The organism is Mycobacterium attenuatum (genome assembly GCF_900566085.1).
GTDB lineage: Bacteria > Actinomycetota > Actinomycetes > Mycobacteriales > Mycobacteriaceae > Mycobacterium > Mycobacterium attenuatum.
The window spans coordinates 1-19,907 of record NZ_UPHT01000126.1 but is presented as its reverse complement, the minus strand read 5'-3'; the positions used below and the strand labels follow the sequence as shown (position 1 = coordinate 19,907).

Here is a 19,907-nt window from a genome sequence, read left to right as displayed (position 1 = left end):
CTTTCCCACGGTCAGACCGCGTCGCCGTGCCCTGTCCTCATCGGTGAAGGTGCCGTCGGGATTGAGGCAGTCCATGAGTCGCTGAGCCAGCTTGGCCAATTGGTCGGGCCGGTACTGGGTGGCCAGCCGGGCCAGATGGGCCTCGGCTTTCTCGCGCGTCTCGAGGTCCACCTCGACGGGCAGGTGACGAAAGAAGTCGCGGATCACCCGCACCTGGGCCGCGCCGATATGGCCGTCGCGCTGCGCGGCAGCGGTGGCGCTGAGCTGCGGCGCCAACGGCTCGCCGGTCAGCGCGCGGCGGTCACCGAGCTCGGCGGCCTCCGCCACCCGCCGACTGGCCTCCGCCCGCGTGATCCGCAGCCGGGTGGCCAACGCCGCGGGCAGCCGCCTGCCCAACTCCTCCTCGCTGGCCTGCTCGACGATCTGGTTGATCAATGCATGCTCGGCTACCGGTAGCCGGCGTGCCACCCGCTCCAGACGCTCCAGTACCCGCAGCCGCTCGGGCGTGGTGAGAGCGTCGAAAGACATCTCGATCAACTCGTCGACGTCGGCATCGAGACGGTCGAGCACCGCCACCACAGACTCCCGATCCGAACGCATGTTCGAATGCTATCGCGGCCCACCGACAGACTCGTCGGCGACGAAAGCTCGTCGAGCCATGCATCCTCGGGTCCGCATATCCCGGTGCCGGCTTCCAGGGGGCCAGTGAGCGGCATCGGCCGGAATGCCTATCCCGCGACCCGCGCAGTCGCGTAACAGAGCGCACCCGGCAACTCGCAGTATTGGCCATTTCGCTGATGTTTTGCGATCGCCGTATCCGCATGCTGGCTAACATGAGCGAAATCGATTGGAGCGACGTGGGCATGAGCGAGCTGCCAACCGGAACAGTGACGTTGCTGCTGGCTGACATTGAGGGCTCCACACGGCTGTGGGATACGCACCCCGACGAGATGTCGGCCGCTATCACCCGCTTGGATCGGGTGGTATCCGAGGCGATCGCCGCCCACGATGGTGTCCGTCCGGTCGAGCAGGGCGAGGGCGACAGCTTCGTGGTTGCGTTTGCGCGCGCCTCCGACGCGGTGGCCTGTGCAGTGCAGTTGCAGCGCGCGCCGCTAGCGCCGATTAGGCTGCGTATCGGGGTGCACACCGGTGAAGTTCGGCTACGCAGCCAAACCGGGGGAGACGGTAATTACGTGGGGCCGGCGATCAATCGCACCGCACGGCTGCGCGACCTGGGTCATGGCGGCCAGACGGTACTTTCGGGCACCACCAGTGATTTGGTCATCGACCAGCTCCCGACCGATGCGTGGTTGGCCGATCTCGGCAGTTACCCGTTGCGTGATCTGCCTCGGCCCGAGCGGTTTGTGCAGCTGTGCCATCCAGACCTGCGCAACGACTTTCCGCCGCTACGCACGCCGGAAACCGTTGCGACTCGTAATATTCCGGTGCAACTAACGAATTTCGTTGGCCGCCAACAGGAAATCGCGAGCCTGCGCGAAGCGCTGGCGGGCAGCCGGCTGGTCACCCTGACCGGGGCGGGTGGGGTGGGCAAGACGCGGCTGGCGGTGCATGTCGCAACGACGATCGCCGATAAGTTTCGCGACGGCGGGTATTACGTGGATTTGGCGCCGATCACCCATCCCGACGTCGTGCCGGTCACGGCGGCCCGAGCGCTCGCTCTGCCGGATCAACCGGGGCGATCGACGATGGACACGCTGTTGCGGTATATCCGCGAGCGTCAGCTGCTGATCGTGCTGGACAACTGCGAACACCTGCTCGACGCCAGTTCCAAGCTGGTGGCTGCGTTGCTCGTCGCCGCGCCGGGTTTGACAGTCCTGGCCACGAGCCGGGAGCCGCTTGGGGTGGCGGGCGAAGCGGCCTGGCAGGTGCCCTCGCTGTCGCTGGCCGACGACGCAGTCGAGTTGTTCGCCGACCGGGCCCGGTTGGCCAGGGCCGGTTTCACCGTCAGCGACGAGAACGCTGTTGCGGTGAAACAAATCTGCGCCCGCCTCGATGGCATGCCACTGGCGATCGAACTGGCGGCTGCGCGGGTGCGGACCATGTCGCTGACGGAGATCGTCGACGGCCTGCATGATCGATTCCGCCTGCTGACCGGTGGTTCGCGCACCGCGGTGCGCCGTCAGCAGACGTTGCGGGCTTCGGTGGAGTGGTCGCACGCGCTGCTCACCGACACCGAACGCAGCCTGTTTCGCCGGCTGGCGGTGTTTCTCGGTGGCTTCGACCTGGACGCCGCGCAAACGGTTGCCGGAGCCGACGACATCCAGCGTTACCAAGTGCTCGATCAGCTCACCCTGCTAGTGGACAAGTCGCTGGTGCTCGCCGAAAACACAAGTGGCCGAACGCGATACCGACTGCTGGAGACCGTCCGCCAGTACGCACTGGAGAAACTGAGCGAATCCGAAGAGGCCGACGCCATCCGGGCGCGACACCGCGACTACTACACCTCGATCGCTGCGCTGCTGGACAAGCCGGGACGCACCGACTACGAGCAGCTGCTCGTGCAGGCCGAAACCGACATGGACAATTTGCGAAGCGCTTTCACCTGGAGCCTGGAAAACTCCGACCTGGAACAGGCGCTGCGCCTCGCGTCCGCGCTGCAACCACTGTGGCACACGCGGGGCCGCATCCTGGAAGGGTGCGCGTGGTTCGACGCGATCCCCATCGACGAAGCCAGCCAACAGCAAGTCACGGCCGCCACGCGCGCTCGGGCGTTGGCTGACATGGCGGTTGTCACCCTATTTCGGGGCGACAGTACGGCTCGAGCGCAGCGTGCCTTGACGATTGCTCGTGAGCTCGACGAACCGGCTCTGCTGGCGCGGGTCTTGACGGCGTGCGGCATCGTCGCGGGCTACCTCTACGACGCCGAGGCGGCCGCAGTGTACTACGCCGAGGCGGCCGGCCTGGCCCGCGCAATCGATGACCGGTGGAGGCTGAGCCAGATCCTTGCCCAGCAGTCGAATACGGCTGTCATGCAGGGCGACCCGGTCGCAGCCCAAGCCACTGCCGAAGAGGGGCGTGATCTCGCCGACGTCGTCGGCGACCGGTTCGGCGCGCGGCTATGTCGCCTCAGTCTCGGATGGGCACTCTTGATGCGGGGCGAACTAGTCGACGCCGTAGCACAATTTAGCGCGGTGGTGGCCGATTGCCAAGCGTCCCACGATGACTTTCTCACGGCGTCTGGCCTCATGGGCTTGGGTGTTGCGCACGCACAGCGGGGTGAGGTGAGAGCGGCAGCAGAGGCCGCGGAAGTGGCGCTGGAGGCCGTGGCGGACCTCGGCGAGTATTTTTTGGGATTGGGCTACGTGGCCGCAGCGCAAGCGGCGCTGGCCGGCGACGATGTCGCGGCGGCACAGGTCGCGAGCGAGGCGGCCTGGCGCTACTTGAGCGTGGCTCAGCCCAAGATGGCGGTGGCGCAGCGCGGCTTCAACGCCGTCGAAGCCGCGCGGGTATTGGGTGATCTCACCGCGGCCCGCTTGTGGGCCGACGGCGCCGTCGCCGTGGCGACCGGCTGGCACCGGGTGGCGGCGTATCTAGCCCGCGCGCGGGTGGCGACGGCTCAGGGCCTGCAAGACCAGTCCGAACGCGACGCCCACGACGCCCTCGCGTGCGCTGCGGACAGCGGTGTGTACCTCCACCTTGCCGACACCCTCGACTGCCTGGCCGACCTCGGTAAAGGAACGGACAGTTGGAGAGCAGCAAGGCTTTTCGGCGCGGCTGATGCCTGTCGCCGGCGGATGGGGCAGGTACTGTTCAAGATTCACCAAGCCGACTACGAAGCCTCGGTGACCGTCCTGCGAGACGCGATGGGCAACAACGATTTCGATGCCGCATGGGCAGAAGGCACGACTCTAAGCGCCGAAGAAGCCATCGGCTACGCCCAGCGCGGCCGCGGCGACCGCAAACGCGGGTCCAGCGGCTGGGAGTCGTTGACCCCGGCCGAACTCGACGTGGTCCGGCTGGTCACCGAGGGACTGGGCAACAAAGACATCGCCGGACGGCTCTTCCTGTCACCACGTACGGTGCAGGCGCACCTGACGCACGTCTACACCAAGCTCGGCCTCACCTCCCGAGTCCAGCTCGCACAGGAAGCGGCCCGGCGTTCTCACTGATGGGTTGATTACATAGCTCATTTGGGGGATCTATCCGGACAGCTGACTGGCGTGCGACCTCCGCTGCGGTGTGAGATGTTTCGTCAATCCGCGTGATAACGCAGACGGGAGGATCCGATGGCGTCCAGTAGGCGATTCGCGGCGCGTGTTTGGCGGTCAGGGACGCGCGCGCAGCACCGGTCGTGGCCATGCCTGGTGTCCGGGGCGGCGCTAGCCATGCTCGGCGTGTGTGGGGCGACGATGCTTGTGATTGGCCCCCGCGCAAACTCGTCGACGAGTCTGGCATCGCGCGCGGATTGGGTTCTGGCCAGCGCGCTTCCGTCGAATGACGACTTTCCGGCGGATTGGGGCTATGGCCTGTCTGGGTCGTTGCGCCGCTCGTCGCTCCCGGAAACCACTGCCTCGAGCACCGCGCCGCAGCCTGGCCCGTGAGCCGTGTATGAACCGGCGCAGTGCACAAAAATCCCGCAACTGTTGACCATTCCGCCGCGGCACTCGCAGCGGTACTGGACGTGACCGCTACACCCAGCTGATTGCCCGCGACGCTCGAATCTGGGATTGGCCGGCGACCGGGGAAAGCGACGAGCAGGGGCCAATGCGCATTTCGAAATCTCGGTGGTTCCCGACGGTCCGGAGCGCATCGCCAAGTACCTGGATTGGCTGGGCCGGTGCGGGTCCTACCAGGTGACCAACTACGACTTCAACGGGCGGTTCAAAGATCACCGCTCGGCCACCACGGTGCGCAAGGACCACTGGACCGACGACGCCGTTGTCGCCGCCGTCGTCACCAGGACAGTTGTCACCGCCGACACTGACGAACCACCGGCGACCTACCTCGTCAGCTACTACGCGTTGCGTGGCGTCATCCTGGAATGCTCCGCCCACATGGAAACCACCGGGGCTCGCGAGCTGGTGCAGCGCCGTGCCGCCCAAACGCTGCGCAGGCTGCGCGCGCTATGAGCGGCACGTTTGATGACGGCAGATCTGCGGTCGTTCAACAGGATTCGCACGAGCCGCTCTTCGGTGCCGCGCTGTTGCGTTTGGTTGCCATCGCTGCGGTACTGGCCACTGCGCTTGTCGCGCTGCGACATTGGCGACAAACCGTCCAGCCGCTGGCCCCGGGACTGGCGGCGCTGTCTGACCAACAGCTGGCCGACCTGCTTCCCAAACCCGCCGAATTCCCGACAACGTGGACCGTCGACACCAGCACCGAGTGCGACGACAGGTTCGGATACTTCCGAACGCAACCCTTCCATAGCGGTAACCTGGACTACCATCTGCCCGAATGCGCCAACATCAATGAGCTAGCTCCCGGGACCGCCGGCGGCGCTGAAATCGCGGGCCGTAATCCCGCCGATCCGCCCGAACGTGTTGGCCAGCATCCTGACGTCCGCTTGCAAATCGGCCGCGAGTTCAACCAAAGCGGCTTTGACGCGATGACCGCCCGGGTGTCCCGGTGCTCACGATTCACCTTCGCCGACACCATAACCCACACGGTGCGTGTGATCGAAGACTCGCGCTCCGCTCGCGCGCCGCGTCTCTTCCGGATCTCGGTCACCACAGCTTTCGCAGGCTCCACCAACGCCGCGAGGACGCAATACCTTTCCGTCGCACAGCTGTCGAACCTGGTGCTTGTCGGTGACGCCACCACAAGCAAATCAGCATGTCCTCGACGTGCTATTCGAAAGCACCCTGCGCCGCATCGGCTCCGGCGCAGCGCGCCCCTGACCGGGCGCGCGCGAGCACCGAAAACCCGTTCATATAACCGATGTCCGCGCCGAGCCGGCTTTCCGGCCGTCGCCGACACCAGCGGTCCAAGCGCCGAACGCGGCCGCGTTTGATAACGAGCGCGACACATCGAAACCGGGTCTTGAACGGGTAGTCCTCCACGCGGGAATCGTTGAGGTCAGTGATCCACTGCAATCTTCGATCCAGAAGTTGAGGAGAATGAAATACTAACGCAGACAAGCACCCACGTCACATCAGTGATAGGCGGTGAGATCGTCGAAGAGTCCGACCTCGGTGCCATCCAGCGGCTGACGGCCGATACCTTCCCCATCCTCAAGGGGCTGTCGATCAAGCGGTTGCTGTTAACCCGGGCGCGATGCGGACGCCGCACTGGCAGCCAATACCAACGAACTGACGTACTGTGTTTCAGGCACCGCTGTGGTCTCGGTCCTCGACACCGGTAGCCAGTTCGCCTCAGTCGTGGTGCACGCCGGCGACATGTTCCACATCGACTCCGGTTCGATGCACCACATCGAAAAACATCGGCGCCGACGTGTGCGAATTCATCATCCCGTTCCGCAACGAACGGCCCACGGGCTTCGGGCTCGGGGCAGCGTTTGGGGCGATGACCGATGCGGTGCTCGACAACACCTACGACCTGCCGGCCTCGGATTTCGCGGCGATGCGCCGCAGCACCACTAACCGCGCCCCAGCCGCCCGCGCCGGGGCATCCGATGTTCCTGACACGGCGTACTTCAATGACCCACACAAGTTTTCTGTCGATGCGATGACTCCGCCGGTGAGCATGGCGGTCGGCTCGGCCACCGCGCGGCTGCAATAGTGGCTGGCGCTCGAAGATTTGTCGATGTACTCCCTGCGAATCCGCGAGGACGGGGTGCGCGAGCCGCACTGGCATCCGATCACCACCGAGATGGCTACGTCAACCGGGGCTCGCATGACCGTGATGAGTCCCGGGCACGCGCCGTCAGTTAACCCCGCTGAGGAACTCAACGACCACGCCGCGAAACCAGAGTGACGCGAGTGACTGTCCTGTCAACGACGCCGCGTCCCCGCGCCGAACCTGCCGAGCGAGGTCCCGCGACTTGTCGGCACCGAGTCCTACACTCGCGGTGCCTTGATAGACATGCGCTTCAGAGGGAGGTGCCGGGATGCGATTCCTGCACACCGCCGACTGGCAATTGGGCATGACCCGGCACTTTCTCGCGGGTGATGCCCAGCCACGCTATTCCGCGGCCCGCCGCGACGCAGTCGCCGGACTCAAAGGGCTGGCCGCCGACGTCGGCGCCGAATTCGTGGTGGTGGCCGGCGACGTCTTCGAACACAACCAACTCGCTCCTCACGTGATCGGCCAATCCCTGGAAGCCATGCGCGCCATCGGAATTCCCGTGTACCTCCTGCCCGGTAACCACGACCCGCTGGACGCCTCGTCGGTCTACACCAGCGCGCTGTTCAAGGCCGAACGCCCAGACAATGTGGTGGTGCTCGACCGGCCCGGCGTGCATGAGGTGCGGCCGGGTCTGCAGATTGTCGCTGCACCATGGCGGTCGAAAGCGCCCACCACGGACCTGGTCGCCGAGGTGCTGGCAACCCTGTCCGCAGCGGATGACACCCGGGTGCTCGTCGCCCACGGCGGCGTGGACGTCTTGGACCCCGACCGCGACAAACCCTCGCTGATCCGCCTCGCCGAACTCGATCGGGCAGTGGCCGGCGGCCTGATTCACTATGTGGCCCTTGGTGATAAACATTCGCTGACCAACGTGGGCGCCAGCGGCCGGGTGTGGTACTCGGGCTCCCCGGAAGTGACCAATTTCGATGATGTCGAAGCGGACCCCGGTCACGTCCTGGTGGTGGACATCGACGAAAGCATCCCCGAAAGGCCCGTAACCGTCGAGCCCTGTCATATCGGCCGCTGGCGTTTCGTCACGTTGCACAACCAGGTGGACACCAGCCGCGACATCGCCGATCTGGACATGAACCTGGACCTGATGACCGACAAGGAACGCACCGTAGTGCGGCTGGCACTGACCGGTTCATTGACGGTCACCGACCGCGCCACCTTGGATGCCTGTCTGGACAAATACGCGCGACTGTTCGCCTGGCTGGGTCTGTGGGAGCGTCACACCGACCTGGCGGTAATACCGGCAGACGGCGAATTCGCCGACCTCGGCATCGGCGGGTTCGCCGCCACCGCGGTCGATGAGCTGGTCGCAACTGCACGCGCGGGCGACACCGAATCGGCTAGCGATGCTCAGGCGGCTCTGGCGCTGTTGCTTCGGCTCACCGACCGGAGCGCCGCGTGAAGCTGCACCGGCTCGTCGTGACGAACTACCGCGGGATCGCCCACCGGGAGATTGACTTCCCTGATCACGGGGTAGTGGTGGTCTATGGTGCCAACGAGAGCGGCAAGTCGTCGATGATCGAGGCGCTGGACCTCCTGCTGGAATCCAAAGACCGCTCCACGAAGAAAGAAGTCAAGCAGGTCAAACCCACCAACGCTGACGCCGGCTCGGAAGTCACTGCCGAAATAAGCTCTGGTCCTTATTGTTTCGTATATCGTAAACGATTCCACAAAAAACCCGAGACCGAGTTGACGGTGCTGGCGCCGCACCGCGAGCAGCTGACCGGCGACGAAGCGCACGATCGGGTTCGGGCGATGCTGGCCGAGACGGTCGATACCGAGCTCTGGCATGCCCAGCGAGTGCTGCAGGCGGCGTCGACGGCCGCGGTGGATCTGTCCGGGTGCGATGCGTTGTCGCGCGCGCTCGATGTCGCCGCCGGAGCCCACGCTTCCCCCTCCGGCGCCGAACCCTTGCTGATCGAACGGATCGATGCCGAGTATGCGCGCTACTTCACCGCGACCGGCCGGCCCACCGGGGAGTGGGCCGCCGCCATCAACGAACTCGCCCAGGCCGACGCCGCGGTGGTGCAGTGCGCCGCTGCCGTCGCCGAGGTCGACGAGCGGGTTCGTCGCCATGCCGAGCTGACCCGGCGGGTGGCCGAATTAGCGGAACAACGGGCCGCTGCCGGTCCTCGGCTCGTCGCGGCGCAGGCCGCGGCGGACAGGATCGCCGCGCTGACCAACCAAGCGCGGGAAGCACAACTCATCGCCGCCGCTGCGGCCGCGGCCAGTGCCGCATCCACGACAGCACATGCCGAGCGGCTGGGCCTTGTCGCCGACGTCGACGCCGGCGGCGCGGCCGTCGCGGCCCTGCAGGCCGAAGCGCACCAGGCCGTCGAGCGGCAGGCGGCGGCAACCGCGGCGGTAGCTGCCTGCGACGCCGCCGTCGAGCAGGCCATGCACGCGCTGTCGGCCGCACAGCGTCGCGCCGAATCCGCGCGGCGCTCGCTCGACCAAATCGTCGATCGCGAGGAGGCTGACCGGCTAGGGGCTCGGCTGGCCAGGATCGACACCACCCGGCGCGAACGTGATCGCCTCGATGCCGAGCTGGCCGCGGTGACCGTTACCGAACAGGTGATGCGCCGCATCGACGAGGCGGCTGCGGCTGCGGATCGGTCAGACGGACAGCTCGCGTCGATCTCCGCCGCGGTGGAGTTCACCGCCGCTGTGGACATCGAGCTTGTCGTCGGCGAGCAGCGGGTGTCGTTGCCGGCCGGCCAATGCTGGTCGATCACGGCCGCCGGGCCCGCCGAGGTGGTGGTGCCGGGTGTCCTCACGGCGCGGATCAGCCAGGGTCTGGCCGCGCAGGAGGTGCAGGCTAAACACGTTGCGGCACAACAAGAGCTGGCCCAAGCATTGACAGCCGGTGGAGTAGCGGCCGTGGCGGATGCGCGCGCTGTCGACCGGCGTCGCCGGGAACTGCAAAGCACGTGCGATCAGCTGACCGCCACCCTGGACGGCCTGTGCGGAGACGACCAGGAGGATCAACTCCGAGCCCGACTGGCGCAATTGCAGGCCAGCCAACCCGCCGAGCCGGATCTGTTCGCGACGGATGCCGCGGCCGCCCGAGGCGAACTGCAAGCGGCCGAGGCGGCCCGCATGGCCGCGGAGACCGAGTGCGAAACCCGGCGCCGGACTGCCGCAGCCGCTGCTCGCCAGCTGGCCGAGATATCCACGCAGGCAACGGTGCTTGGGCATCAGGAAAAAACGCGGCGCGCCGAACTCGACTCGGCCCGTGCCCGGTTGGCGCAGGAACGGTCCTCGGTCAGCGATGCAGGCCTTGCGGTCAAAGCCGACGCGGATCTGCGCGCGCGAGAAACGGCCGAGCGGCGGGTGGGCGAGCTGGCCGAAGCGCTTGCCGCCATGGCGCCCGACGCGGTGGCCGCCGAGCTGACCCAAGCCATCGATATGGCGGAGTCGCTGCGCCAGCGCCATGACGATGCCCTGAACACGTTGCGAGAGATCAGCATTGAACTCTCGGTTTTCGGCAGCGAGGGCCGGCAAGGCAAGCTCGACGCCGCCGAGACGCAGCGTGAGCACGCCGCTGGCCGACATGCCCGCGTCGGCCAGCGGGCCAGGGCCGCGCGCTTGCTGCGCTCGGTGATGGCGCGCCACCGCGACAGCGCCCGCCTGCGTTACGTCGAGCCGTATCGCGCCGAGTTGCATCGGCTCGGCCGGCCGGTGTTCGGGCACACCTTCGAGGTTGAGGTCGACAGCGACCTGAAGATCTGCAGCCGCACCCTGGACGGCACCACCGTGCCCTACGAGTCGTTGTCCGGGGGTGCCAAAGAGCAGCTCGGCATCCTGGCCAGATTTGCCGGGGCTGCCCTGGTTGCCAAGCAGGACACCGTACCGGTGGTGGTCGACGACGCGTTAGGGTTCACCGATCCAGACCGGTTGGCCAGGATGGGGGAGGTATTCGACACTGTGGGCACCCATGGACAGGTGATCGTGTTGACGTGCAGTCCCGACCGCTACGACGGTGTCGCCAACGCGCACCGCATCGATCTCCATGCCTAGCGATCCGCGGCTGTCCCGCGGTTCACCGGCAACAGACATCCAGTGCGACTACGTGGTGGTGGGCACCGGCTCGGCCGGGGCGGTCGTGGCCAATCGGCTCAGCGAAGATCCGACCACGTCGGTAGTGGCGCTGGAAGCCGGCCCCCGCGACAAGAACCGCTACATCGGCATCCCGGCGGCGTTTTCCAAGCTGTTCCGCAGCGAGGTCGACTGGGACTACCTGACCGAGCCGCAGCCGGAGCTTGCCGGTCGTGAAATCTATTGGCCCCGGGGCAAAGTGCTCGGCGGTTCGTCGTCGATGAACGCCATGATGTGGGTGCGCGGGTTCAAAGCCGACTACGACGAGTGGGCCTGGCGGGCCGGCCCGCAATGGTCGTACACCGAGGTGCTCGGATACTTTCGTCGAATCGAAAACGTCACCGCCGCCTGGCATTTCGTCAGCGGCGACGACAGCGGGGTGACCGGTCCCCTGCACATCTCCCGTCAGCGCAGTCCGCGGCCGTCGACCGCGGCCTTCCTGGCCGCGGCACGTGAGTGCGGCTTTGCCGGTGCGCAGCCCAATTCGGCAGAGCCGGAAGGCTTTTGCGAGACCATTGTCACGCAGCGCCGCGGTGCGCGATATAGCACCGCCGACGCCTACCTCAAGCCCGCGATGCGCCGCAAGAACCTGCGTGTGCTCACCGAGGCCACCGCGACGCGAATCGTCTTCGACGGAAACCGCGCGGTCGGCGTGCAATACCAGCGCGACGGCCAAGCCGGTGTGGTTCAGGCTCGTCGTGAGGTGGTGCTCTGCGGCGGCGCCGTCAACAGTCCGCAACTGTTGATGCTTTCCGGCATCGGGGACCGCGATCACCTCGCCGAGCACGGCATCGAAACCGTCTACCACGCGCCCGAGGTAGGGCAGAACCTGCTGGATCACCTGGTCACACCGATGGGGTTCGACGTCGCCGGCGACAGCCTGGCCGCGGCCGAAAAGCCGCGACAGGTGCTTGACTATCTGCTGCGGCGCCGCGGGATGCTCACGTCCAACGTCGGCGAGGCATACGGCTTCGTCCGCAGTAGACCCGACCTCGCGCTGCCTGATCTGGAGCTGATCTTTGCCCCGGCACCCTTTTACGACGAGGGTCTGCGCGTCCAGCCGCCGGGCCACGGGGTGGTGCTCGGGCCGATCCTGGTCGCCCCGGAAAGCCGCGGCCAGGTGACGCTGCGCTCGGCAGACCCGCATGCCAAACCGGTTATCGACCCGCGCTACCTCTCGGATCGCCACGGAGCCGACCGGGCCGCGATGATGGCCGGCTTGCGGATGTGCGCCCGCATTGCCGAGGCGCCGGCACTCAAACGTCTGCTCGGGCACATCGCCCGGCCGCGCAATTGCACCGGGCTGAACGAGGCAACGCTCGAGTTGGCGCTGGAAACGTGCTCGCACACCCTGTACCACCCGCTGGGCACCTGCCGGATGGGCACTGACGACAACAGCGTGGTCGATCCGCAGTTGCGGGTCCGCGGGGTCGAGCGGCTGCGGGTCGCTGACGCATCGGTGATGCCGAGCACCGTCAGGGGACACACTCATGCGCCATCGGTGCTGATCGGAGAGAAGGCCGCCGACCTCCTACGCGGCTGAGGCACCACCGCTGAACTGCCGGCCTCGGCGGTTCTCGGCAGAATGGTACCCATGGCGGGGCAACACCGATGACGATGAATGCCAAACGGCGCCGGGTGCACGACAAGTTGGCGAAACTGCCGGGGGTACGGCCGGTGCGCCGGCCGGTATCACCCGGCAGTGACGACGAGTTCGATCTGTACTACGTGCGCACCGGTCGCAAATCTGCGCATCCGCTGGTCATCATCCCGGGCGGGCCGGGAGTGGCGTCGATGCGGCTCTATCAGGGACTGCGCCGGCGCGCCGCCGCGGCCGGTCTGGACGTGATCATGATCGAGCACCGTGGCGTCGGCATGTCGCGCCACGACGACTCCGGTGCCGATCTACCGCCGCAGGCGCTGACCATCGACCAGGTCGTCGACGACGTGGCGGCGGTCCTCGACGACGCGCACGTGGACTCGGCCGTCGTCTATGGCACGTCGTACGGCACCTATATCGCGGCGGGCCTGGGGGTGCGTCATCCCCGCCGCGTGAAGGCGATGATCCTCGATTCTCCGGTGCTGTCGCGCCACGATATCGCGCTGGCGCGCGACGCTCTCCGCAGGCTGCTGCTGAAGGGCGATGGTCCGGAGACGGCCGCGCTGGCGCCCAAGGTTCGTCGGTTAATCGACTCCGGGGTGATGAGCGCGTCGGCGGCCCAGGTCGCGGCGGCGATTTACGGCTACGGCGGGGCCAAGCTCCTCGGCCGGCAGCTGGACTTGTTGCTCGACGGCCGAACCATGTTGTGGCGTGCGCTGTGCCGGGTCACCACCGTGGTCGACCGCAAGGTGCCATACCGCTACGAGAACGATCTGGTCAGCCGTATCGCATTCCGCGAACTGGACTACGCCGCCGAACCGGACGGCCTGCCCCTCGACCCCGCGGTGGCGATGCGGGAAACCCTGACCGCCACAGCTGTTTTCGAAGCAGAACCATATGACCTGGTGGCCGAGATGCCGAAATTTGGCTGGCCCACGGTGCTGGTTTCCGGTGGCCGCGACCTCATCACCCCGCCCGCGGTGGCGGAACGTGTGGCGTCGCTGGTGCCCGGCGCGGTGCTCTTGGAGCTGCCGACCATGGCGCACAGCGCCCTGGATTTCCGCGAGCCCGCCGCCCTGGTCATCGCGGAAGCGGTATGCCTCGGCGAACACAACCGGCTCGCCGACCAGGCGCCCATGCTCGACGCGATGCCGCCACGCGCCCCGGTGCGGCTGCTGTGGAAGGCCATCGACATGGCTGCCGCGGCGGAGGCGGCCGTCCTACCGGCGCGGCGCCAGGTCGGCCAGGTCAGTCCCGCATGAATCCGATCGCGGTGTAATCCAGGTCGGCCAAGCCTGTGGCGCCGAAGTTGGCCAGCGTGCTGCGCACCGCAATGGTTCCGGGCGATTGGGTCAGCGGCAGGCTGAATCCTTCCGCCCACACCAGTTTGTCGACCTCGTTGGCCAGCTCGCGCGCCTTGGCCGGGTCGAGTTCCTGCAGCGTCCGCTCGATAGCGGCGTCGATCTCGGGGCTGCCGATTTTGCCGAAGTTGCTTTCCCCGTCGGAGGTGTAGATCTGGGTGAGCGACGACAGCGGAAACGCGTCGCCGACCCACCCGAACAAGGCGATATCGAAAGCTCCTACGTTGATGTAGTTACTGAAAAAGCCGCTGCCGGAACGGGATTGCAGCTCAAGGCGAACGCCGATCGCAGCCAGGCTGTGCTGAGCGACCTGCCCGAACTGCCGAGTGCTCTGGGCGTCGTAGAACAGCAGGCGTACCACGAGTTGGTGGCCGTTCTTCTGCCGGAACTTGCCGTTGAGCTTCCAGCCCAGGGCGTCGAGGTCCCGCTTGGCCTGCTCCGGGTCATAGGGGGTGCTGTTGTCTTGATAGCCCTCCTGCCCGGCGACAAAGATGTGATTGTTCAGCGGGCTCGGATCGCTGGTGAGGCCGTAGAGGGCCACCTTGGCGATGGTCCGGCGGTCGATCCCCTTGCAGATCGCCAGCCGCAGCGCCGGATCGGCGAGAATCGCCCCGGGCGCGCCGTTGATGGTGAAGTGACTCCAGCTCGGAGCGGGAGCCCGCCGGATGGAGATGCCCTTGGTGCGCTCGGCGATGGTGAGCTGATCAAGCGAGCCGATTCCGGTCGCGTCGATCGTCGCGTTCTGCAGCGCCGGCAGCCGTGCCGCGTCATCCAGCACCAGGTAGGTGATGCTGTCCAGCCGCGGCCGCTGGCCCCACCATTTGGGGTTGCGGGTCAAGACGATTCGCTGCGTGCTGCGGTCCAGCGAGCTCACGATGAACGGGCCGGCCGACGGGCCCGGCGCGTTCAGCTGGCCCGTGTTGAATGCCTCGGGCGTGGCGGTCATGCTGGCCGGCAGCAGCATCCCGTTGCCGGCGAACATTCCGCGCCACTCCGCGTAGTGTTTGGCGAAGGTCACCACGGCTTGGCGGTCGTCGGCGCCCCGGGTCACCGAGGCCACGCGGTCGGAGCCGTTGAGCGACGCGATCGCGAAGTTCTTGTCGGCGCCGCTGGTCGCGTGGATTTGGCTGGCGATGTCGCGCCAGGTGATCGGCGTGCCGTCGGACCAGAATGCCTTGGGATTGATGGTGTAGGTGATGACCTGCGGGTCGGTCTGGGTGAGTTCGACGCTGGTGAAGTAGTTGGTGTCGACTGTGGTCGAGCCGTCGGGCCCGATGACGAACGCGCGCGGCAAGGTGGCCTTCAGCATCGCCGAGACCTCGGCCGAATTACCGTCGATGTGCAAGGTGTTGAAGTTGGGCGGGAAGTCGCTGAGCGCCAAGCGCAGGTTGCCGCCGTCGCGCAGCGTGGCCGGATTCTGCGGGTTGATATCGCTGGTCGTGCCGACGGCGCCATTGGGTGCGCCCGACGGTGTCACGGGCGCGGCCGAGCAGCCGGCGACTATCAGGGCGGCGATCAGCAGCGCAAGGATGACGCGGGTCCGGTTGGTCATGATTGCCTGGGATTTGGTTGCGGCACCGCTCCAAGCAGCCGCCGCGTGTACTCGTGTTGCGGATTGGCGAAAACCTCCCGGCTGGCACCCTGCTCGACGATGGCGCCGGCGTACATGACGACGACATCGTGGGCGAGATGCCTGACCACCGAAAGATCATGGGAGACAAAAAGGTAGGAGAGCCGCAATTGCTCTTGCAGGTCCAGGAGCAGGTTGATGATCCCGGCCTGGATCGACACGTCGAGCGCGGACACCGGCTCGTCGAGCGCCAGGATCTTGGGCTGCAAGGCCAGCGCCCGTGCGATACCGATGCGCTGCTTCTGCCCGCCGGAGAACTCCGCCGGATAGCGGCTGGCATCAGAGCGGCGCAGCCCGACGATGTCGAGCAGTTCGGCCACCCGCGCGTGGGTGTCGGTTTTACTGAAGCCGTTGGCCTGCAACGGCTCGGCCAGCAGATCGGAGACGGGAAGCCGCGGGTCCAGCGAGGCCACCGGGTCTTGGAACACGACCTGGATGTTACGGCGCAGCTCGCGCCGGGTCGACGGCGTCAGGGTAGCGACATCGGCGCCCAGCACTTCGATCGATCCCGATTGCGGCACAACTAATTCCAGGATCTGATGCAATGTGGTCGACTTGCCCGAGCCTGACTCGCCGACGATGCCCAGCGTGCGGCCCTGCTGCAGCTCGAAACTGACACCGTCCACGGCGCGAACTTCACCGATCGAGCGGCGCAACAGCAGGCCTTTGGTCAGCCGGTAGGTCTTGACCAGTCCGCTCACCCGGACGACGACCGGTGTGTCACCGATATCCGGTGCGATGCGCTCGGTGTTCACGCCGTAGATGTCGGCGGCGCTGCGGCCGTCGACCTGGTCGGTGCGGATGCAGGCTGCCCGGTGATCCGCGCCGACCTCGATCAATTCGGGCTCGGCGCTGCGGCATTCGTCGATCACCAGCGGGCAGCGCGGCGCGAACGGACAACCGGGCTCCAGACCGGCCAGTGATGGGGGCGTACCGGGAATGGGCACCAGCCGGGTACCCTGTTCGGCATCCAGTCTGGGCACCGACCCCAATAACCCAATGCTGTAAGGCATTTGGCGATCGCGATAAAGATCGTTGACTGTAGCGGACTCGACGACCCGGCCGGCGTACATCACCAGCGCCCGGTCGGCGAACTCGGCGACCACCCCGAGGTCATGGGTGATGATCAGCACCCCGGCGCCGGTGACGTCGCGGGCGGTCTTGAGCACCTCGAGGATCTGCGCCTGCACGGTGACGTCGAGTGCGGTGGTCGGCTCGTCGCAGATCAACAGATCCGGGTCGTTGGCTATCGCGATGGCGATCACCACCCGTTGCCGTTCGCCGCCGGAAAGCTCGTGTGGGAAGGCGCGGGCCCGCCGCTCGGCTTGCGAAATGCCTACCAGCTCAAGCAGTTCCACCGCGCGCCGCTGGGCTTGCCGCCTGCCGACGCGGGGTTGGTGCACCCGGATTGCTTCGGCAATCTGGTCTCCGACGGTGTAGACGGGGGTCAGGGCAGACATCGGATCCTGAAATACCGTGCCGATCACCTTGCCGCGGAACCGCGACATCCCGTCGTCGCCAAGGCCCAGCAGTTCGGTTCCCTGCAGCCGCACCGAGCCACGTACCTCGGCGTACTCGGGCAGCAGGCCCACGACCGCCATGGCGGCCGCCGATTTGCCCGATCCGGACTCGCCCACCATCGCCACCACCTCGCCCGGATCGACGTGGTAGCTGATGCCGCGCACCGCGGTCACCGGATCACCGTCGGTGGGGAAGGCGACGGCCAGATCGGTCACCTCGAGCAGCGCGGTCATCGCTCACCGCGGCGCAGTGTTCTGCTGCCCGGGTCGAGGGCGTCGCGCAGGCCGTCGCCGGTCAGGTTGGCGCACACCAGAATCAGCACCAGTACCCCGGCCGGAAACAGAAACACCCACGGGTACGTCGTCGCGGATTGGGTGCCGTCGGCGATCAGCGTCCCCAGTGACACATCGGGCGGCTGGATGCCGAAACCGAGGAAGCTCAAACCGGTTTCGGCCAAGATCGCGGACGCCACGTTCAGGGCCGCGTCGATGATCAGGATCGACGCCACATTCGGAATCACGTGACCGGTGATGATCCTGCGGCTGGAAACCCCCATAAACCTTGCCGCACGGATGAATTCGCGCTCTCGCAAGCTCATCGTCATGCCTCGCACCATGCGGGAGCTGACCATCCAGCCGAAGCCGGCCAGCAGCAACACCAGGAACATGATGTTGGCCGAATTCCTGGTTCGCGGAGTGACGATGGCGATCAGGATGAAGCTGGGCACCACCAGCAGCAGGTCGACCACCCACATGAGTGCCCGGTCTCGCCAGCCGCCGAAATACCCCGAGATCGCCCCGACGGTAGCCGCGATGCCGGTGGAGATGACGGCTACGCAGACACCGATCAGCATGGACTTCTGCATGCCTCGCAATATCTGCGCGAGCAGATCTTGGCCCAGCGCGTTGGTGCCGAGCCAGTGCCGCGTGTTGGGCGGTTGCAGCAAGGCGTCGAAGTCAAGGTCTTCATAGGAATAGGGGAGCAGCGAGGGCAGCGTGTAGCAACCGACGAACAGCAGCACCAGCACGGCGAGGGAGACCACCGCGGACCGGTTGCGCAGGAAGCGGCGCAGCACCAGGGCGCGCCGCGACGTGAAGTCGGCGACCTCGGGCTCGGCTAAGGCGGTCATGCCACTCGCACTCTCGGATCCAGGGCCGCATAAATGACGTCGGAGAGCAGGCCGGCCAGCAGGACCACGGCGCCGGAGAACACAGTGATCGCTGCGACGATGTTGGTGTCCTGGGTGGAAATGCCGCGGACCATCCATTCGCCCATGCCGTGCCAGCCGAAGATCTTCTCGACGAAAACCGCTCCGGTGACCAGTCCGGCCACGCCGTAGGCGAACAGGGTGGCCATTGGTATCAGGGCGGTCCGCAGACCGTGTTTGATCAGCGCGCGCCGCCGCGTCAGCCCCTTGGCGCGGGCGGTGCGAATGAAATCCTGGCCCAGGACGTCGAGCATCGCGTTGCGTTGATAGCGGCTGTAGCCGGCGGCAGCTCCGAGCGCCAGCGTGAGTGAAGGCAGGACCAGATGCTTCAGCCGGTCAGCGAAGGCTTCCCACGTCCCGGCCGCCACGCCGGGTGCGGTCTCGCCGGTGTAGTCGAACAGTTGCAGACCCAGCGCCCAGTTGACCCGCAGGGCGCCCAGGATCAGCAGGTTGGCCACGACGAAGGTCGGCGTGCTCAGCAAGAGCAACGCCAGCATGGTGATGACGCGGTCACTGAGCCGGTATTGGCGGATGGCGCCCCAGGCCCCGATCGTCACCCCGACTATCGTGCCGACCACAGACCCGATGATCAGTAGCCGCAGGCTGGTTCCGATGCGCCGCCCCAGCTCGGCGCCGACGGGTTGGCCGGTGATGGTGACCCCGAAGTCGCCGCGAACGGCATGGGAAACCCAGTTGGCGTAGCGGACCGGAATGGGCCGGTTCAATCCCAGCTGGGCGGCTTTGGCGTCGATCACCGCCTGCGGCGGCCGGGGACTGCGCTGCATCAGGCTCTCCAGCGGCGAGAACGCAAGTGAGGTCAGGCAGTACGTCAAGAAGGATGCCAGCGCCAGCAGCACGAGGTAATTGAGCAACCGGCGCGCCAGAAAGCGTGTCATGCCCCGCCACCGTGCCGCATTGGGACAGGGTAGCGAGCCTCGGTCACAGATGGTGCACCTCTTGGATCACCTGCACATTTCATGACTTCTGAACATTTACCGAACGGCGCTCGGACAGGCTTTCCGCGGACTCGGGCTGGCCTTGGCCCGTTTGACGACGCATGGAGGACGCAGATGTCGTTCGTGACCGCAGTACCCGACTTCGTCGGCGCCGCAGCAACCGAGCTAGCCAATATCGGTTCGACGATCAGCTATGCCAATGCGCTGGCCGCCCTGCCGACGACGGCCATCCCCGCCGCAGGGGGCGATGAGGTCTCGGCTGCCATCGCGGCGTTGTTCGGGGCGCACGCCCTGCAATATCAGGCGATCAGCGCCCAAGTGGCAGTGTTTCACGACCAATTCGTGCGCAATCTGCAAGCCAGTGTGACCGCGTATGCGAGCACCGATGCGGCCAGTGCCCTTGCCGCAGCAGAACAACAAGTCCTCGACGTGGTCAACGGTCCCGCCAAGCTGCTGACCGGGCGCCCGTTGATCGGCGACGGCGCCGACGGAATAGCCCCCGGCCAAGACGGTGGCGACGGCGGATGGTTGATCGGCAACGGCGGCGACGGCGCCGACGGCGCGGCACCGGGTCAGGCCGGTGGTCGAGGCGGCGACGCCGGTTTCATCGGCAACGGCGGGAAGGGCGGCAGGGGCGTCGATTTCCGCGTGATCGACGGATTGCAGGGCGGGTTCGGTGGCCGGGGAGGCAACGCCTGGGGATTCGGTAACGGCGGCGCCGGCGGGGCGGGCGGGATGCTGGCCGATGGCGGTCGGG

At 66.7% G+C, this 19,907-nt stretch carries 13 protein-coding genes and 1 pseudogene; 9 read left to right on the top strand and 5 right to left on the bottom strand.

Annotated elements, in window-relative coordinates; genetic code table 11:
- A partial coding sequence (locus EET13_RS20500) for a DUF222 domain-containing protein (RefSeq protein WP_122443995.1) occupies positions 1 to 600 on the bottom strand: 600 nt, incomplete at its 3' end.
- A gap of 233 nt (positions 601 to 833) precedes the next feature.
- Here EET13_RS20500 and EET13_RS20495 point away from each other — a divergent pair.
- The 8 genes and pseudogenes from EET13_RS20495 (at position 834) to EET13_RS20460 (ending at position 13,737) form a co-directional block, all read left to right on the top strand.
- Positions 834 to 4,130, top strand: coding sequence for a LuxR C-terminal-related transcriptional regulator (locus tag EET13_RS20495; protein WP_425294259.1), 3,297 nt, complete (start codon positions 834 to 836; stop codon positions 4,128 to 4,130).
- A 558-nt stretch (positions 4,131 to 4,688) separates the two neighbouring features.
- Entirely contained in the window at positions 4,689 to 5,090 is a 402-nt protein-coding gene (locus EET13_RS31735; protein ID WP_244604019.1) for a hypothetical protein, read from the top strand.
- The gene (locus EET13_RS20485) at positions 5,087 to 5,971 is read left to right on the top strand and encodes a hypothetical protein (protein ID WP_122443994.1); all 885 of its coding nucleotides are present in this window, start codon (positions 5,087 to 5,089) and stop codon (positions 5,969 to 5,971) included. The genes EET13_RS31735 and EET13_RS20485 overlap by 4 nt, the downstream gene beginning before the upstream one ends.
- A 111-nt stretch (positions 5,972 to 6,082) precedes the next feature.
- A pseudogene (locus EET13_RS31730) lies at positions 6,083 to 6,831 on the top strand (cupin domain-containing protein); the annotation flags it as partial.
- Between the two features lie 196 nt (positions 6,832 to 7,027).
- A complete protein-coding gene (locus EET13_RS20475; RefSeq protein WP_122443993.1) occupies positions 7,028 to 8,179 on the top strand; it encodes a metallophosphoesterase family protein in 1,152 nt (383 codons plus the stop codon).
- Positions 8,176 to 10,797 carry an AAA family ATPase gene (locus EET13_RS20470; RefSeq protein ID WP_122443992.1) on the top strand — a complete coding sequence of 874 codons (2,622 nt, stop codon included), beginning with the start codon at positions 8,176 to 8,178 and terminating at the stop codon, positions 10,795 to 10,797. Before EET13_RS20475 ends, EET13_RS20470 begins: the two co-directional genes overlap by 4 nt.
- Positions 10,790 to 12,418 carry a GMC family oxidoreductase gene (locus EET13_RS20465; protein ID WP_122443991.1) on the top strand — a complete coding sequence of 543 codons (1,629 nt, stop codon included), beginning with the start codon at positions 10,790 to 10,792 and terminating at the stop codon, positions 12,416 to 12,418. Before EET13_RS20470 ends, EET13_RS20465 begins: the two co-directional genes overlap by 8 nt.
- A gap of 68 nt (positions 12,419 to 12,486) precedes the next feature.
- The gene (locus EET13_RS20460) at positions 12,487 to 13,737 is read left to right on the top strand and encodes an alpha/beta hydrolase (protein WP_122443990.1); all 1,251 of its coding nucleotides are present in this window, start codon (positions 12,487 to 12,489) and stop codon (positions 13,735 to 13,737) included.
- On the opposite strand, the gene EET13_RS20455 is transcribed toward EET13_RS20460, so the two are convergent.
- Genes EET13_RS20455 through EET13_RS20440 form a run of 4 tightly spaced genes read right to left on the bottom strand, consistent with a single transcriptional unit; the run spans position 13,724 to position 19,090 of the window.
- Complete coding sequence (locus tag EET13_RS20455) at positions 13,724 to 15,388, bottom strand: ABC transporter family substrate-binding protein (protein ID WP_122443989.1); 1,665 nt, start codon at positions 15,386 to 15,388, stop codon at positions 13,724 to 13,726. The two genes, EET13_RS20460 and EET13_RS20455, sit on opposite strands and share 14 nt — an antisense overlap.
- Positions 15,385 to 17,220, bottom strand: coding sequence for a dipeptide ABC transporter ATP-binding protein (locus EET13_RS20450; protein WP_122443988.1), 1,836 nt, complete (start codon positions 17,218 to 17,220; stop codon positions 15,385 to 15,387). The genes EET13_RS20455 and EET13_RS20450 overlap by 4 nt, the downstream gene beginning before the upstream one ends.
- Complete coding sequence (locus EET13_RS20445) at positions 17,217 to 18,116, bottom strand: ABC transporter permease (protein WP_122443987.1); 900 nt, start codon at positions 18,114 to 18,116, stop codon at positions 17,217 to 17,219. Before EET13_RS20445 ends, EET13_RS20450 begins: the two co-directional genes overlap by 4 nt.
- Positions 18,113 to 19,090, bottom strand: a complete 978-nt coding sequence (locus tag EET13_RS20440) for an ABC transporter permease (RefSeq protein ID WP_122443986.1) — start codon at positions 19,088 to 19,090, stop codon at positions 18,113 to 18,115. Before EET13_RS20440 ends, EET13_RS20445 begins: the two co-directional genes overlap by 4 nt.
- A gap of 174 nt (positions 19,091 to 19,264) precedes the next feature.
- Between EET13_RS20440 and EET13_RS20435 the strand changes: the two genes are divergently transcribed.
- Positions 19,265 to 19,907 (top strand): PE family protein (locus tag EET13_RS20435; protein ID WP_136623207.1); only part of this gene is annotated, 643 nt, incomplete at its 3' end.